Here is a 16,543-nt window from a genome sequence, read left to right on the forward strand (position 1 = left end):
GCCCTGGTTTTGCCGGGGAAGGAAAGAGTCGGGCCGGCACGGTTCGTATGTTGCACGCTGTTGGGTCCTGAGGGACCGGAACGAAACATGAAAGTGTTTCGGACTGTACTTCTGGACCTTCTCCTGTTCAACGGGAACCTTCGGGTTGTTGGATGGGGTGGGTACCGCCCGTACTTTGAGAACTACACAGTGGACGCGAGCATCTTTTGACTCGGACTTCGGTTCGAGTCGAAAACAACAATTGACTCAAGCATTTATGTTTGAGTCCATTGGTCAATTTTTTCGAGATAGATTTTCGATTTTCAAAACTCATGTGATTGGCAAGTTTTTAAGAGCAAACGGTGGATGCCTTGGCATCTGGAGCCGAAGAAGGACGTAGTAATCTGCGATAAGCCTCGGGGAGCTGATAAACAAGCTGTGATCCGAGGGTGTCCGAATGGGGAAACCCCGCCAGGGGCTGCAAGGTTACCTGGTGACTCCCGCCTGAATATATAGGGCGGGTAGAGGGAACGTGGGGAAGTGAAACATCTCAGTACCCACAGGAAGAGAAAACAACAGTGATTCCGTTAGTAGTGGCGAGCGAACCCGGAAGAGGCTAAACCGTGCATGTGTGATACCCGGCAGGGGTTGCATGTTCGGGGTTGTGGGACTTTTCTGCACTTGGCTGCCGCCGGTGCGACGTTACAGAGCGTGATAGACGAACAGGATTGAAAGCCTGGTCATAGAGGGTGCGAACCCCGTAGTCGAAATTTCGTGATGGCGTGAAGAGTATCCCAAGTATCACGGGGCCCGAGAAATCCCGTGTGAATCTGTCAGGACCACCTGATAAGCCTAAATACTCCCAGATGACCGATAGTGAACAAGTACCGTGAGGGAAAGGTGAAAAGTACCCCGGGAGGGGAGTGAAATAGTACCTGAAACCGTTTGCTTACAAACCGTTGGAGCCTCCTTGTAGGGGTGACAGCGTGCCTTTTGAAGAATGAGCCTGCGAGTTAGTGATATGTGGCGAGGTTAACCCGTGAGGGGTATCCGTAGCGAAAGCGAGTCTGAATAGGGCGATTCAGTCGCATGTCCTAGACCCGAAGCGAAGTGATCTATCCATGGCCAGGTTGAAGCGTGTGTAAGAGCACGTGGAGGACCGAACCCACTTAGGTTGAAAACTGAGGGGATGAGCTGTGGATAGGGGTGAAAGGCCAATCAAACTTCGTGATAGCTGGTTCTCTCCGAAATGCATTTAGGTGCAGCGTTGCGTGTTTCTTGCCGGAGGTAGAGCTACTGGATGGCTAATGGGCCCTAAAAGGTTACTGACGTCAGCCAAACTCCGAATGCCGGTAAGTGAGAGCGCAGCAGTGAGACGGTGGGGGATAAGCTTCATCGTCGAGAGGGAAACAACCCAGACCACCAACTAAGGTCCCCAAGCGCGTGCTAAGTGGGAAAGGATGTGGAGTTGCACAGACAACCAGGAGGTTGGCTTAGAAGCAGCCACCCTTGAAAGAGTGCGTAATAGCTCACTGGTCAAGTGATTCCGCGCCGACAATTTAACGGGGCTCAAGCACGCCACCGAAGTTGTGGCATTGATATTTATAGGCAGGCCTTCGTGGTCCAGCCGTATTGATGGGTAGGAGAGCGTCGTGTGGCGAGCGAAGCGGCGGTGTAAACCAGCCGTGGATGCCACACGAGTGAGAATGCAGGCATGAGTAGCGAAAGACGGGTGAGAAACCCGTCCTCCGAAAGACCAAGGGTTCCAGGGCCAGGCTAATCCGCCCTGGGTAAGTCGGGACCTAAGGCGAGGCCGACAGGCGTAGTCGATGGACAACGGGTTGATATTCCCGTACTGACGAAGAACCGCCCAAGCTAATCCAGTGATGCTAAGAGTCTGAATCCCACTGATTGATCCCTTCGGGGTGAGACGGTGGGCCTAGCGCTCGACCCTATGCTGGTGCGGTTAGCGTATTAACAGGTGTGACGCAGGAAGGTAGTCGGTCCTGGGCGATGGTTGTCCCAGGCCAAGGTTGTAGGCCGAGAGATAGGCAAATCCGTCTCTCATATAAGGCTGAGAGCTGAAGGGGAGCCCGTAAGGGCAAGATCCGATGATCCTATGCTGCCAAGAAAAGCATCGGCGCGAGGTTCAAGTCACCCGTACCCCAAACCGACTCAGGTGGTCAGGTAGAGAATACCAAGGAGATCGAGAGAATCGTGGTTAAGGAACTCGGCAAAATGCCCCGTAACTTCGGGAGAAGGGGGCCTGACACGTCAACGGACTTGCTCCGGGACGCGTGGTAGGGCCGCAGAGACCAGTGGGAAGCGACTGTTTACTAAAAACACAGGTCCGTGCCAAGTCGCAAGACGATGTATACGGACTGACGCCTGCCCGGTGCTGGAAGGTTAAGAGGAACGGTTAGCCGCAAGGCGAAGCTGAGAATTTAAGCCCCAGTAAACGGCGGTGGTAACTATAACCATCCTAAGGTAGCGAAATTCCTTGTCGGGTAAGTTCCGACCTGCACGAATGGCGTAACGACTTCCCAGCTGTCTCAACCGCGAACTCGGCGAAATTGCACTACGAGTAAAGATGCTCGTTACGCGCAGCAGGACGGAAAGACCCCGTGACCTTTACTACAGCTTGGTATTGGTGTTCGGTGTGGCTTGTGTAGGATAGGTGGGAGACTGTGAAGCTGGCACGCTAGTGTCGGTGGAGTCATTGTTGAAATACCACTCTGGTCATATTGGATATCTAACTTCGAACCGTAATCCGGTTCAGGGACAGTGCCTGGTGGGTAGTTTAACTGGGGCGGTTGCCTCCTAAAAAGTAACGGAGGCGCCCAAAGGTTCCCTCAATCTGGTTGGCAATCAGATGTCGAGTGTAAGTGCACAAGGGAGCTTGACTGTGAGACTGACAAGTCGAGCAGGGACGAAAGTCGGGACTAGTGATCCGGCAGTGGCTTGTGGAAGCGCTGTCGCTCAACGGATAAAAGGTACCTCGGGGATAACAGGCTGATCTTGCCCAAGAGTCCATATCGACGGCATGGTTTGGCACCTCGATGTCGGCTCGTCGCATCCTGGGGCTGGAGTAGGTCCCAAGGGTTGGGCTGTTCGCCCATTAAAGCGGTACGCGAGCTGGGTTTAGAACGTCGTGAGACAGTTCGGTCCCTATCCGCTGCGCGCGCAGGAAATTTGAGAGGATCTGACCCTAGTACGAGAGGACCGGGTTGGACGAACCTCTGGTGTGTCAGTTGTTCCGCCAGGAGCACCGCTGATTAGCTACGTTCGGGATGGATAACCGCTGAAAGCATCTAAGCGGGAAGCCGGCCTCAAGATGAGATTTCCATGCCTTCGGGCGAGAGGCTCCCAGCTAGACTACTGGGTTGATAGGCCGGATGTGGAAGAGAGGACTAAAGACTCTCGGAGCTGACCGGTACTAATAAGCCGATAACTTACCAATCATCCCACCCTTGTGGTGGAGCATGAGTTTTGAGGTAAATCGAATTTCGTGATCGATAAAATTCACGATGCGTAGCGTCCACTATGTGGTTCTCGATGTACGGTCGAGAACCGAACACACACATTATGTGTTTGTTCGATTCAGTATTTGACTAACGTCAATAATTGTTTCGGCGGCCATAGCAAGAGGGAAACGCCCGGTCACATTCCGAACCCGGAAGCTAAGACTCTTTGCGCCGATGGTACTGCAGGGGGGACCCTGTGGGAGAGTAGGACACCGCCGGACTTAACTTAGTAAAATGGCCACCCAAGTGCGGGTGGCCATTTTGCGTTTTAACACAGTTTTTTCAACATAATAGGGAGTACTTCATGCCGGATTCTGCGGACAATTCGGGCGCCAGGCGCCCCGATCGCGGACCGAACGACCGCCAATCTGGCGAGAATCGTCGTTCCAACGACTCCGGCCGAAGTGACTCGCGTCCTCGCTCCGACGGTTCCGGCCGTCCAGCCGGCGACCGTCCCTCCTACGGGAGTGGGCAGGGCCGCTCGCGGGATGAGCGCCCTCGCACAGGAGGTAGCGAGCGTCCACGTTACGGTGCCGGTTCTGACCGGACCGAGCGTCCGCGCACAGGCGGCACCGACCGTCCGCGTTACGGAGCTGGCTCTGACCGGACTGATCGTCCGCGTTCAGAGGGCAGCGACCGTCCGCGTTATGGAGCGGGTTCTGACCGGACTGATCGTCCGCGTTCAGAGGGCAGCGACCGTCCGCGTTATGGAGCGGGTTCTGACCGCACCGAGCGTCCGCGCTCGAGCGCCGGTCGTGACGAGCGTCCTCGTGGAGAGCGTCCTTCGTACGGAGACAAGCCCCGCGGTGACCGTCCGGCTTCCGGCGATCGACCGCGCACCGAGCGTCCCTATGGTGATAAGCCGCGTGGGGATCGTCCGTCCTATGGTGATAAGCCACGCGGTGACCGGTCGTCCTATGGTGACAAGCCACGTGGGGACCGTCCGTCTTACGGCGACAAGCCGCGTGGAGATCGTCCCGCGACCGGTGATCGGGCCCGTTCCGACCGGCCCTCGTACGGTGACAAGCCCCGCGGTGACCGGCCGTCTTATGGCGACCGGCCGTCTTATGGCGACAAGCCGCGCGGCGACCGGCCGTCTTATGGCGACAAGCCTCGTGGGGATCGTCCGTCGTACGGTGACAAGCCACGCGGTGCCCGTCCCGATCGTCCGCGCGAGGATCGCCCCCGTGGTGGTCGTGACCGCGACGAGAAGCTCTGGACCCGTGGCGGCGCCCCCGCTCGCGGCGACAGGGAGGCAAGCCAGGTCGAAGACGACATGACCGATGAGCAGCGCATGCAGCGCGAGCACCGCATGGTGCGCTCGGAGCACTACGACCCCGACCTGCCCGACTCAGTGACGGCGAACGACCTCGATCGGATTGCCCGCAACGAGCTCAAGACACTGACCGCAGACAACGCTGAGCGCGTTGCCCGGCACCTGGCGATGGCTGCGATGCTCATCGAGGAAGACCCGGAACTCGCGCACCAGCACGCCCTGTCGGCGGCGCGTCGTGCTGGCCGCATCGGCGTTGTGCGCGAAACCCTCGCGATCACGGCGTACGAGACGGGGGACTACGCCCTGGCGCTTCGCGAGCTTCGCACCCACCGACGCATCACCGGGTCGAACGACCAGGTTCCGCTGATGGTCGACAGCGAACGCGGCGTCGGCCGTCCCGAGCGTGCGCTCGAGCTGGGCCGGAGCGTCGACAGGGCGAGCCTTGCCTCACCCGTTCGTGTGGCTCTGGCCATCGCCATGTCCGGAGCTCGACTCGACCTCGGTCAGCCGGAACTCGCGCTTGCTGAACTGCAGATCCCCGAGCTCAATCCCGACCGGGCATTCGAGTGGAGCCCCGAGCTGTTCGCGGCTGAGGCTGAAGTGCTCGAAGAACTCGGTCGCGGTGAAGAAGCCGCCCTATGGCGGAAGCGCGCCGAAGTTGCCGGAGCCGCGATCGCCGAACAACGCGGAGACAACGAGCTCGAGACCATCGAGGTCTTCGAGATTCTCGAGGAGTCGGACGACGACGACGACACCGACGTGACGGAGTCCGAGGGCATCCCGATCGCGGTCGACGACTCGACGGACCTGGCCAGCGCTGTTGCCGCCGGTGCGTTCGACGATGTCGAGGCTGACGATGTCGAGGCTGACGTTGTCGAGTCTGACGCTGTCGAGTCTGGCGCTGACGAGGCTCACGAGTCCGATGATGCTGAGCGTGACGTCGTCGAGTCCAGCGATGACGAGATCGACGTCGACGCAGCGGATTCAGTGGCAACCGACACCGACACCGACACCGAGGAGAACGAGGGAGTTGAGCCGGATGAGTCCGCTGCTCAGCCGGAAAAGTAAGGCGTCGACGCCGCTCGACGGCGTCGATGTTGTGCTCGCAGACCTCGACGGCGTTGTGTACGCGGGGCCGAACGCGATTCCGCACGCTGTCGAAAGCCTCAACAAGGTGGCCGAGAGCATCCGCGTTGGCTACATCACCAACAATGCATCGCGCACCGACGCATCGGTCGCCGAACACCTGACAGAACTCGGGCTGCACGTTGCACCGAGTGACGTCGTCACGAGTCCGCAGGCCGCGGTTCGCCTCCTCGGCGAGCACGTACCAGCGGGCTCGACGGTGCTCGTCGTGGGGGGAGACGGTCTCGTTTCCGAACTCGAAAAGGGCGGATACACCGTCACGCGCTCGGCGGACGACTCGCCCGCTGCGGTCCTGCAGGGATTCGCGCCCCACGTCAGCTGGAGCGACCTCGCCGAGGCCGCATTCGCGCTTCACCCGCGTGAAGACGGCGTCGAGATCCCGTGGATCGCGACGAACACCGACTGGACGATCCCTCAGGCGCGCGGCATCGCTCCGGGAAACGGCACCCTGGTCTCGGCTGTCCACACGGCGGTTGGCCGGCTCGCGACGGTTGCGGGCAAGCCGGAGACGCCCATCTTCGATGAGGCAAAGATCCGGTTCGAATCGACCAGCCCGCTGTTCATCGGCGATCGCCTGGACACCGACATTCTCGGCGCCAACCGGGCGGGGATTCCATCAGTGCTCGTGCTGACCGGGGTCGACAAGGCCAAGCACGTGCTCGCCGCCGATAAGCACTCCCGGCCGACCTTCATCGTCGACGACCTTCGCCAGCTGCACGAGGCATACCCGGTTACCCGGATGTCGCGGGACAACTCCGAGGCGACCGTCGGTGACGCGGTCGTGCGGATCGTCGGAAACGATGTCGTCGTGGTCCGTGACGGAGCGCGTCGCATCGATCTCCTTCGCGCCGCGTGCGCCGCCATCTGGGCATCGGGTCGGGCGATCTACGGGTTCAACGTGCCGGAGCACCTCTATTCCTGAGGTCGCGGGTAACGTAGGTCCCGTGAGCGATGACACCCAGTCCAGTGACGATGCACTCGTCCCTCGGCTCAAGCTGATCGAAGATCAACCGCTCGAGGCCCGTGCTGAGGCGTATGCCCAGTTGCACGAGGAGTTGCGCGCGCAGCTCGAGGGCGGCGACAGGATGCCGTCGAGGGCCGCGGGTTGAGCGACCCGGATTCAATCGACGGCGCCCAGCGCCTCGACGCAGCCCTGGTTGCCCGGGGCTTCGCGCGCTCGCGCACCCTGGCCGCTCGGCTCATCGCCGACGGCCTCGTCACCGTCGATGGCCGCGCGGTGGTCAAGCCCGCAGCCAAGGTCCGCGCGAGTTCTGAACTCAGCGTCGCCGGAGCCGACCACTACGTCAGCCGAGGTGCGCACAAGCTCCTCGGAGCGCTCGACGCCTTCGGCATCGACCCCACCGGGAGGCTCGCGCTCGATGCCGGCGCCTCCACGGGCGGTTTCACCCAGGTGCTGCTCGAACGCGGAGCACGCCACGTGATCGCGCTCGACGTCGGACACGGGCAGCTCGCACCCGAGATCGCCGTCGACGAACGGGTGAGCGTGATCGAGGGCTTCAACGTCCGCGAGCTCACGCCGGAAAACCTCGCCTGGGCATCCGGGCAGTCAGAGCGCCCCGACCTCGTCGTCGGCGACCTGTCCTTCATCTCGCTGACCCACGTGCTTGGGCCTCTCCAGACATCGGTGGCACTTGCCAGCGATTTCATCCTCCTGATCAAGCCGCAATTCGAAGTGGGGCGCGGCGGCATCCGTGAGGGCATCGTCCGCAATGACGGGCTCAGGCAGGACGCCATAGCGACAGTGCTCTGGCACGCCTGGGATCTGGGCCTCGGAACAGCCGGCCTCATCGAGTCGCCCATCGTCGGCGGCCACGGCAACCGCGAATACCTGGCGTGGTTCCGGCCGGTCGGATCCGATGTCAAGGGGCCAAGCGATACCGCACGCAATCCGACAGAATGGTTGACGACGATAACCGAGATAGCTGGAGCGTGACCCGGATGAATTCTGAACACAGATTCATCCTCGTGGTCTCCCACACGGGCAGAAAAGACTCGGTCGACGCCGCCACCCAGGTCATTCGGCAACTGCAGGAGTCCGGAGCGCACCCCGTGCTCGCGCGCGTCGAATGCGACGAACTCCGGGCAGCGGGTGCGGTGTTCGAGAACGTCGCGATCCTCGATGATGACGTCTCGGGAGAAGAACTCGAACTCGTGATCGTGCTCGGCGGCGACGGCACCATCCTGCGCGCGGCCGAACTGGTTCGCGGATTCGCGGCACCGCTGCTCGGTGTGAACCTCGGACACGTCGGATTCCTCGCCGAGAGCGAGAGGGACGACCTCGCGGATGCCGTCCACCGCGTTATCGCCGGCGATTACCTCGTCGAAGAGCGACTGGCGCTGAGCGTCCGGGTCAAGGTGGGCGACGACGTCGTCTGGGAGAGCTGGGCACTCAACGAAGCGACGGTCGAGAAGGGCAGCCGAGAGCGGATGCTCGAGGTCGTCATCGAGGTGGATGGCCGGCCGCTCTCCTCATTCGGTTGTGACGGCGTCGTGGTGTCCACTCCCACAGGCTCGACAGCGTACGGTTTCTCCGCCGGCGGTCCCGTCGTGTGGCCGACGGTGGAAGCGATGATGCTCGTTCCACTGAGCGCACACGCCCTCTTCGCACGGCCACTCGTCGTCGGCCCCGACTCGTCCCTCGCCATCGAAGTGCTCCAGCGCACAAGCGCGACGGGCGTCCTGTGGTGCGACGGACGCCGAACCCACGAACTTCAACCGGGCGCCCGCGTCGTCGTTCGCAGGTCACCGATCCCGGTGCGCCTTGCGCGCCTGCACCAGAGCCCGTTCACCGACCGGCTGGTGAAGAAATTCCACCTGCCCGTCACGGGCTGGAGGGGACCAGACGGCAATGATTGAGGAAATCGGCATCCGCGACCTGGGGGTCATCGCTGAGGCGTCGCTCCCGCTCGGGCGCGGCTTCACAGCCATCACCGGTGAAACCGGAGCCGGCAAGACCATGGTCGTCACCGCCCTCGGCCTTCTGCTTGGCGGGCGCGCAGACTCCGGCGTCATCCGTCAGGGCAGCGGCCAGGCCAGTGTCGATGGACGGTGGGTGATTCCAGCCGACGGTGCCGTCGCCGACCGCGTGGTCGAGGCAGGCGGCGGGGTCGACCCGTTCGGCGAGTCGCAGGCGGAACTCACGCTTGGACGATCGATCTCAGCCGAGGGCCGCAGCCGCGCACAGGTCGGCGGGCGCAGCGCCCCGGTCGGCGTCCTCGCCGAGCTGGGCGAGCAACTCGTCGTCGTGCACGGTCAGTCGGACCAGGTGAGGCTTCGGTCACAGTCGGCGCAGCGCGATGCCCTCGACAGATTCGCCGGCGCCGAGCTGACCACCACCCTGAACGACTACCGAACTGTCTACTCGCGCTACCTCGAGAACGTAACGGAACGCGACAGGCTGGTCCGTGAGCGCGACGCGCGGAGTGCCGAAGCCGCTGAGCTTCGCGAGATCATCGCCGAGATCGAGGCGGTCGCACCGCAGCCGGGTGAAGATGAAGAACTCGCCGTGAGGGCGGAAAAACTCACCAACCTCGAGGATCTCCGTATCGCTGCGGCGAGTGCGCGTGAAGCGATCTCCGCTGAGGAGTCAGACGGGCCCGACGTCGTCGTCCTGCTCGACTCCGCCCGCAGGCAACTCGAACGGGTGGCGTCGTATGACGCTGAGCTCGGCACCCTGTCCGAGCAGGTCGCGAACGCGAGTTACCTGCTCTCGGAGATCGCGCTCGAACTCTCGAGCTACCTCGCCGGCCTCGACGCCGACGGTGCCAGGGAACTGGAGATCGTGCAGGACCGCCGGAACGAACTGAGCATCCTCATGCGCAAGTACGGCCCCGGCTTCGACGATGTGCTCGCGGTTCTCGAGAACGGCAACGCCAGGCTGCTCGAACTCGACAGTGACACCGACAGGATCGAAGAGCTCGACGCTGTCGTTGAAGCGGATGCCGCGCTCGTCGACACCCTGGCGACGCGCCTGAGCGAGGTGCGCCGCGATGCCGCCGAACGACTGGCATCCGCGGTTTCCGACGAGCTCTCAGCTCTCGCCATGCCCGACGCGACGCTCGTCATCGAGGTCTCCACGAACGATGAACTGACGTTCTCCGGCCGTGACAACGTGCAGTTCCTGCTGAGGCCGCACGCCGGTGCCGAGCCGCGCGCCCTGGCGAAGGGTGCGTCAGGCGGAGAGCTCTCGCGCGTCATGCTCGCGATCGAGGTCGTCATTGCCGGTACCGATCCGGTGCCGACGTTCGTGTTCGACGAGGTCGACGCCGGCGTCGGGGGAGCAGCCGCGATCGAGATCGGCCGGCGACTCGCCCGGCTGGCAGAGACCGCGCAGGTCATTGCGGTGACCCACCTCGCCCAGGTTGCTGCCTTCGCCAACAACCACCTCGCCGTCGTGAAAGATTCCGACGGCACGGTCACGGCATCCAGCGTTCGACAGCTCACGGGCGATGAACGGACCGCGGAGATGGCACGACTACTCTCCGGACTCGCCGACAGTGAATTCGGACTCGCCCACGCTGAGGAGCTCCTGACGCTCGCTCGGTCAGCAACTCACATGGTAGGATAGAAGCCCGTGGTGAACATTACAGACGCGGACCTTTCGAACGACACGACCAAGCACATTTTTGTGACCGGTGGTGTCGTTTCTTCGTTGGGCAAGGGACTCACGGCGGCAAGCCTGGGCAACCTGCTCACAGCTCGAGGACTGCGTGTTGTCATGCAGAAACTCGACCCATACCTGAACGTCGATCCTGGAACGATGAACCCGTTCCAGCACGGCGAAGTCTTCGTCACCGACGACGGCACCGAGACCGACCTCGACATCGGTCACTACGAGCGCTTCCTCGACATCGACCTGAGCCAGGCGGCAAACGTCACCACCGGCCAGATCTACTCGACGGTCATCGCGCGCGAGCGCCGCGGCGAGTACCTCGGTGACACCGTGCAGGTCATCCCGCACATCACCGACGAGATCAAGCGCCGGATGCGCCTGCAGGCATCCAACGACCCGAAGCCCGATGTGATCATCACCGAGGTCGGCGGAACCGTCGGTGACATCGAGTCGCAGCCGTTCATCGAAGCCGCACGCCAGGTGCGTCACGAGCTCGGCCGCAAGAACGTCTTCTTCGTGCACGTCTCGCTCGTGCCGTACATGAACGCCTCCGGTGAGCAGAAGACCAAGCCGACGCAGCACTCAGTCGCGGCTCTCCGGTCGATCGGTATCCAGCCCGACGCTCTCGTTCTCCGAAGCGACCGCCCGGTCTCCGAGTCGAACAAGCGCAAGATCGCGCTGATGTGTGACGTCGATGAGGCAGCCGTCGTCAACTGTGTCGACGTGCCCAGCATCTACGACATCCCGAAGGTTCTCAACGACCAGGGACTCGACGCCTACATCATCGACCTCCTCGGACTCGAGGCGGGCGAGGTCGACTGGTCAGCGTGGTCACCGGTGCTCAAGGCCGTTCACGAACCCAAGCACGAGGTCACGATCGGCCTGGTCGGCAAGTACATCGACCTGCCGGACGCCTACCTCTCCGTCACCGAAGCGCTCCGCGCCGGTGGGTTCGCCCACGAGTCCAAGGTCAAGCTGCAGTGGATCCCGTCGGACGAATGCGAAACCCCCGAGGGTGCTGCCAAGGCGCTCGGTGACCTCGACGGCATCTGCGTTCCCGGTGGATTCGGCATCCGCGGTATCGAAGGAAAGCTCGGGGCGCTCAAGTTCGCCCGCGACAACAAGATCCCGACGCTCGGACTGTGCCTCGGCCTCCAGTGCATGGTGATCGAGTACGCGCGCAACGAAGCGGGTCTCGCCGGTGCGAGCTCGAGCGAGTTCGACCCCGACACCGAGTTCCCGGTCATCGCGACGATGGCCGAGCAGGTTGAGATCATCGCCGGGGGAGACCTCGGTGGGACCATGCGCCTCGGTCTCTACCCGGCACACCTCGACGAGGGATCGCTGACCGCCGAGCTCTACGGCTCCACCGAGATCTCCGAGCGTCACCGTCACCGCTACGAAGTCAACAACCGTTACCGCCAGCAGATCGCGGATGCAGGCCTCGTCTTCTCGGGGACGAGCCCGGACGGGCAGCTGGTTGAGTTCGTTGAACTCGGTCGCGACGAGCACCCGTTCTACGTTGGCACCCAGGCCCACCCCGAGCTTCGGTCACGCCCGACCCACGCTCACCCGCTGTTCCGTGGCCTGATCGGTGCGGCCCTCGAGCGCCAGCAGGCCAGCCTGCTGTTCGAGGTCGCCGGTGCCTGAGTCCGGCCAGGGCGCGGAGTCCGCGTCCGGCGCCGGGCTCGGAACCGGGTCTGCCTCGAGTGCTGAGTTGGGCCCGCTCGAAGACGAGCCCACCGAGGTCGAGGTTCGCTCGAGCGAACGCGTCTTCGACGGCATGGTGTGGGGTGTTCGCCGCGACGTCTTCGACTACAACGGTCAGGACATCGCCAGGGAGTACCTGGACCACACCGGTGCTGTTGCCGTCTTCGCCATGGACGACAACGACAGGGTGCTGCTGATCAAGCAGTACCGGCATCCGGTTCGCCTGCGTGAGTGGGAAATCCCTGCGGGCCTTCTCGACATCGAGGGGGAGGACCCACTCGTCGCCGCGAAGCGCGAACTCGCCGAGGAAGTCGACATCGAGGCGCGCGACTGGAGTGTGCTCGCCGAGTTTGCGACCTCACCGGGCGGCAGCGACGAAGTGATCCGGGTGTACCTTGCCCGGGGCCTCACGGCCACGGCTGAGGCGTTTGAACGCACCGACGAAGAGGCGGACATCGAACAGCGCTGGGCGCCGCTCGACGAACTCGTCACGGCGGTACTTGAGCGGCGCATTCAGAACCCGTCGCTCTCGATTGCTGTGCTCGCTGCTGCTGCAGCTGAGCAACGCAACTGGGAGACGCTCGGCGCCGCTGATGAGCCGTGGACGCGGCATCCGAAGCTCGGATCTTCGTCGGCGAGCTGACGTGTCACTCACGCGTGACCTCGACCAGTACCTGCGTCACGTTTCGATCGAGCGAGGGCTGTCGGCGAACACGGTAGCCGCGTACCGCCGCGACCTGACGATGTACGTCGAGTGGCTGGCATCGCGGTCTGTTCCCGGCATCGCCGGCGTTGAGCGCGATCACGTGACGGAGTTCCTCCGTGACCTGGGCACGCGCGAGGACTCGCCGTTGACCGCGTCGTCGCTGGCACGCGTGCTGTCGTCGGTGAGGGGCATGCACCGGTTCCTCCTCGACGAGGGTGCCGTTGAGGCCGACGTCGCCCACGAGGTCAAGCCGCCGAAGCTCCCGAGCCGGTTGCCGAAAGCACTCACGGTCGACCAGGTGACCGCGCTGCTCGACGCGGCATCCGGCGACGACCCGCAGTCGCTTCGGGACCGCGCCCTGCTCGAGTTCCTCTACGCCACCGGTGCACGCGTGTCGGAGGTGGTCTCGCTCAACGTCGACGACGTGTTCGACGAGGACATCGTGCGGCTGACGGGCAAGGGCAACAAGGAGCGGATCGTTCCCGTCGGCTCGTACGCCAGGACAGCGCTCGACTCGTACCTCGTGCGGGCACGGCCCGTCTTTTCGGTGCGGGGCGTCGCAACACCCGCGCTGTTCCTGGGGTTGCGCGGGCAGCGGGTATCTCGGCAGAACGCGTGGCTGATCATCCGGGCCGCCGCCGAACGCGCGGGACTCGCGGCGCACGTGTCGCCGCACACGCTCAGGCACTCGTTCGCGACCCACCTGCTGCAGGGCGGCGCCGACGTGCGCGTCGTGCAGGAGCTGCTCGGGCACTCCTCGGTGGCCACGACCCAGATCTACACGCTCGTGACGGCGGACACGCTCCGCGACATGTACACGACCGCCCACCCGCGCGCCCGCTGAGTCCTGTCACTCCCGAGATCACTCGCCGCGGACCAGAACACCCGGCATGACGGGTGATGTCGACCGGGACGGGTGAATTCGCGGCGCCCGACCCGGCGAGAGCATCACTTCCGGTCGAGAGCATCAGGCGCAACTGGTGGGCTCGACCGCAAGTGATGTTCTCGGGCTGCGTGTGGGCGGCGCGGGCCGCAACGACGCCCAAACCGCGGCTCTCTGCGTGGGCGCACCGCCGATCCGGAGCTGGCGGATACAATCAATACCGCAGCACGACACGAAAACGCGAGGAGCGGGGCAAGCCAGGTGGCCAAAACAAACGAAGAGCTCTTCTCGGTGGAGACACCGATCGCAAAGAAGGGCCCGACGGGTCGGACCCTTTCCGAGTTCGCCGTACCCGCACCGCTCAAGAGTCACGGCCCCGCCCGCATCATCTCGCTCTGCAACCAGAAGGGTGGCGTCGGCAAAACGACGACGACCATCAGCCTCGGTGCTGCCCTCGCCGACTACGGTCGCCGCGTCCTCTGCATCGACTTCGACCCGCAGGGTGCCCTCTCCGCCGGCCTCGGCGTCAACACCCACGACGCCGTCACGATCTACGACCTCCTGCTGAGCAACAAGCACGATCCACTGGATGCCATTCAGCACACGTCGGTCGACGGCCTGGACATCATCCCAGCGAACATCGACCTGTCTGCGGCAGAAGTCCACCTCGTCAACGAGGTGGCCCGCGAGCAGATCCTCGCCCGGGTGCTCCGCAAGCTGGCGCCGCACTACGACGTCATCCTCATCGACTGCCAGCCCTCGCTCGGTCTGCTCACCGTCAACGCGCTCACCGCGAGTCACGGCGTGCTGATTCCGCTCGAGTGCGAGTTCTTCGCCCTCCGTGGCGTCGCGCTGCTCATCGAAACGATCGAGAAGGTCAAGGACCGGCTGAACCCCGCGATCGAGCTCGACGGCATCCTCGCCACGATGTTCGACTCGCGGACCCTGCACTCCCGCGAGGTGCTCGAGCGCGTCGTTGACGCCTTCGGTGACGACGTGCTCGAGACCGTCATCGGTCGCACGGTCAAGTTCCCCGACGCCAGCGTCGCCGGGAGCCCCATCACCGAGTTCGCTCCCGAGCACGCGTCGGCCAAGGCCTACCGCCAGCTCGCCAGGGAACTGGTTGCGCGTGGCGCTGTCGCCTGACACCGCTCCAGCGGAAACAGGCACGCCCGATCAGGCCCAGGGCCCGGTCGGTTTTCAGGTGGCTCTCGGCAACTTCGAGGGACCGTTCGACCTCCTGCTCTCGCTGATCACGAAGCACGAACTCGACATCACCGAGATCTCGCTGTCTCGCGTGACCGACGAGTTCATCAGCTACCTGCGCGGCCTCGACTCAGCCGAGGAGATGGATCAGGCCAGCGAGTTCCTCGTGGTCGCAGCGACCCTGCTCGACCTCAAGATCGCCGGGCTCCTGCCGCAGGGCGAACTGGTCGACGCCGAAGACGTTGCGCTGCTCGAGGCCCGCGACCTCCTCTTCGCCAGACTCCTGCAGTACCGCGCCTTCAAGGAAGCATCCGCCTGGTTCTCGGGAAAATTCGAGAACGAGTCGCTCCGCCACGCCCGCTCGGTGCGGCTCGAGGAGAAGTTCAGGCAGCGCAAACCGGAGCTGGTGTGGACCGTCACCCTCGACGACTTTGCCGCGCTGGCAACCCTCGCACTCACCCCGCCGGAGATCCCCGTCGTCGGGCTCGACCACCTGCACGCCCCGCTCGTGAGCATTCGGGAACAGGCGGCCCACGTCGTCGCGATGCTCAAGCACGGCGAACCGATGAGCTTCCGGCAGATCATCGCCGGTGCGGATGCGAAGGGCGTCATCATCGCCCGGTTCCTCGCCGTCCTCGAGCTGTACCGGCGGGCGGCGCTGAGCTTCGAGCAGCTGGAACCGCTCGGCGAACTGACCCTCAAGTGGACCGCCGAGAACTTCACCGAGGAGACCCTGGCCAACCTGGGAGCAGACTATGACAATTGAGACAGGCACCATGGACACGGGCATTCGTGGAGCCGACGCTCCCGCTGACGACAGCCAGGCACCGGATGCCGCTGACGTCACCGCCGCGGCCCCACCCATCGCCGACGTCGAACGGGCTCTCGAAGCCATCCTGATGATCGCTGACGAGCCGCAGAGCATCGTGAGCCTCGCGACGGCTCTCCGCAGGCCGGTGAAGGTCGTGCACGCTGCGATCGAGCGTCTCGTCGCTGATTACGACGGTGTCGACGGTTCGGTTCGTCGCGGCTTTGAGCTGCGCGAGGTCGGCGGCGGCTGGCGCATCTACGTGCGCAGCGAGTTCGACACAGCTGTCACCGATTTCGTTGCGAGCGAAAACCCGAGCAAACTATCTCAGGCGGCTCTCGAGACGCTCGCGGTGATCGCGTACAAGCAACCGATCACCCGCGGTGCGATCGCCTCGATCCGTGCCGTCAACGTTGACTCGGTTGTTCGAACCCTCGCTGGCCGTGGACTCATCACCGAACTGTTCACCGACAGTGAGACCGGCGCGATCAACTACGGCACGACAGACGTGCTGCTGCAACAGCTCGGCATCAACTCGATCGACGAACTGCCCCCCATTTCACCCCTGCTCGCCGATGGCACCGAAGGATTCGACAGTGACTTCCGATAACACCACCCCAGACGAGGACTTCGAGTCCCACGACGCCGAACAGGCCGAGAAGCCGCGCTTCG

Annotated in this window: 13 protein-coding genes and 2 rRNA genes; 14 read left to right on the top strand and 1 reads right to left on the bottom strand. The window is 63.4% G+C overall.

Going from position 1 to position 16,543, the window contains the following annotated elements; genetic code table 11:
- Positions 1-318: 318 nt before the first annotated feature.
- Positions 319-3,439 (top strand): 23S ribosomal RNA (locus C3E77_RS05435).
- 168 nt (positions 3,440-3,607) lie between these two features.
- Positions 3,608-3,724: ribosomal RNA gene (rrf, locus tag C3E77_RS05440) — 5S ribosomal RNA — on the top strand.
- A 461-nt stretch (positions 3,725-4,185) separates the two neighbouring features.
- Here rrf and C3E77_RS15595 read toward each other — a convergent pair.
- Complete coding sequence (locus tag C3E77_RS15595; protein ID WP_234031301.1) at positions 4,186-4,812, bottom strand: hypothetical protein; 627 nt, start codon at positions 4,810-4,812, stop codon at positions 4,186-4,188.
- Between C3E77_RS15595 and C3E77_RS05450 the strand changes: the two genes are divergently transcribed.
- The 12 genes from C3E77_RS05450 to scpB all read left to right on the top strand — a co-directional run bounded on the left by C3E77_RS05450 (position 4,780) and on the right by scpB (position 16,481).
- The gene (locus C3E77_RS05450; RefSeq protein ID WP_234031302.1) at positions 4,780-5,847 is read left to right on the top strand and encodes a hypothetical protein; all 1,068 of its coding nucleotides are present in this window, start codon (positions 4,780-4,782) and stop codon (positions 5,845-5,847) included. The genes C3E77_RS15595 and C3E77_RS05450 overlap by 33 nt on opposite strands.
- Positions 5,819-6,847, top strand: a complete 1,029-nt coding sequence (locus C3E77_RS05455) for an HAD-IIA family hydrolase (RefSeq protein WP_108390701.1) — start codon at positions 5,819-5,821, stop codon at positions 6,845-6,847. The genes C3E77_RS05450 and C3E77_RS05455 overlap by 29 nt, the downstream gene beginning before the upstream one ends.
- A gap of 22 nt (positions 6,848-6,869) precedes the next feature.
- Complete coding sequence (locus C3E77_RS15380) at positions 6,870-7,034, top strand: hypothetical protein (RefSeq protein ID WP_162924917.1); 165 nt, start codon at positions 6,870-6,872, stop codon at positions 7,032-7,034.
- On the top strand, positions 7,031-7,879 hold the full coding sequence (locus C3E77_RS05460; protein WP_234031303.1) for a TlyA family RNA methyltransferase: 849 nt from the start codon (positions 7,031-7,033) through the stop codon (positions 7,877-7,879). The genes C3E77_RS15380 and C3E77_RS05460 overlap by 4 nt, the downstream gene beginning before the upstream one ends.
- A gap of 5 nt (positions 7,880-7,884) precedes the next feature.
- The gene (locus C3E77_RS05465) at positions 7,885-8,802 is read left to right on the top strand and encodes an NAD kinase (RefSeq protein WP_108390702.1); all 918 of its coding nucleotides are present in this window, start codon (positions 7,885-7,887) and stop codon (positions 8,800-8,802) included.
- Positions 8,795-10,513: a DNA repair protein RecN gene (gene recN / locus C3E77_RS05470; RefSeq protein WP_108390703.1), complete on the top strand. Its 1,719-nt coding sequence runs from the start codon at positions 8,795-8,797 to the stop codon at positions 10,511-10,513. Before C3E77_RS05465 ends, recN begins: the two co-directional genes overlap by 8 nt.
- 9 nt (positions 10,514-10,522) lie before the next feature.
- Positions 10,523-12,208 carry a CTP synthase gene (pyrG, locus tag C3E77_RS05475; RefSeq protein WP_108393098.1) on the top strand — a complete coding sequence of 562 codons (1,686 nt, stop codon included), beginning with the start codon at positions 10,523-10,525 and terminating at the stop codon, positions 12,206-12,208.
- Between the two features lie 67 nt (positions 12,209-12,275).
- A complete protein-coding gene (locus C3E77_RS05480) occupies positions 12,276-12,911 on the top strand; it encodes an NUDIX domain-containing protein (RefSeq protein ID WP_234031347.1) in 636 nt (211 codons plus the stop codon).
- A gap of 1 nt (position 12,912) precedes the next feature.
- Positions 12,913-13,818, top strand: a complete 906-nt coding sequence (xerD, locus tag C3E77_RS05485; protein WP_234031304.1) for a site-specific tyrosine recombinase XerD — start codon at positions 12,913-12,915, stop codon at positions 13,816-13,818.
- 300 nt (positions 13,819-14,118) lie between these two features.
- Complete coding sequence (locus tag C3E77_RS05490; protein WP_108390705.1) at positions 14,119-15,003, top strand: ParA family protein; 885 nt, start codon at positions 14,119-14,121, stop codon at positions 15,001-15,003.
- Positions 14,987-15,829, top strand: a complete 843-nt coding sequence (locus C3E77_RS05495; RefSeq protein WP_108390706.1) for a segregation and condensation protein A — start codon at positions 14,987-14,989, stop codon at positions 15,827-15,829. Before C3E77_RS05490 ends, C3E77_RS05495 begins: the two co-directional genes overlap by 17 nt.
- A complete protein-coding gene (gene scpB, locus C3E77_RS05500; RefSeq protein WP_234031305.1) occupies positions 15,819-16,481 on the top strand; it encodes an SMC-Scp complex subunit ScpB in 663 nt (220 codons plus the stop codon). The genes C3E77_RS05495 and scpB overlap by 11 nt, the downstream gene beginning before the upstream one ends.
- Positions 16,482-16,543 lie beyond the last annotated feature (62 nt).

The organism is Mycetocola zhujimingii (assembly GCF_003065425.1).
GTDB lineage: Bacteria > Actinomycetota > Actinomycetes > Actinomycetales > Microbacteriaceae > Mycetocola_A > Mycetocola_A zhujimingii.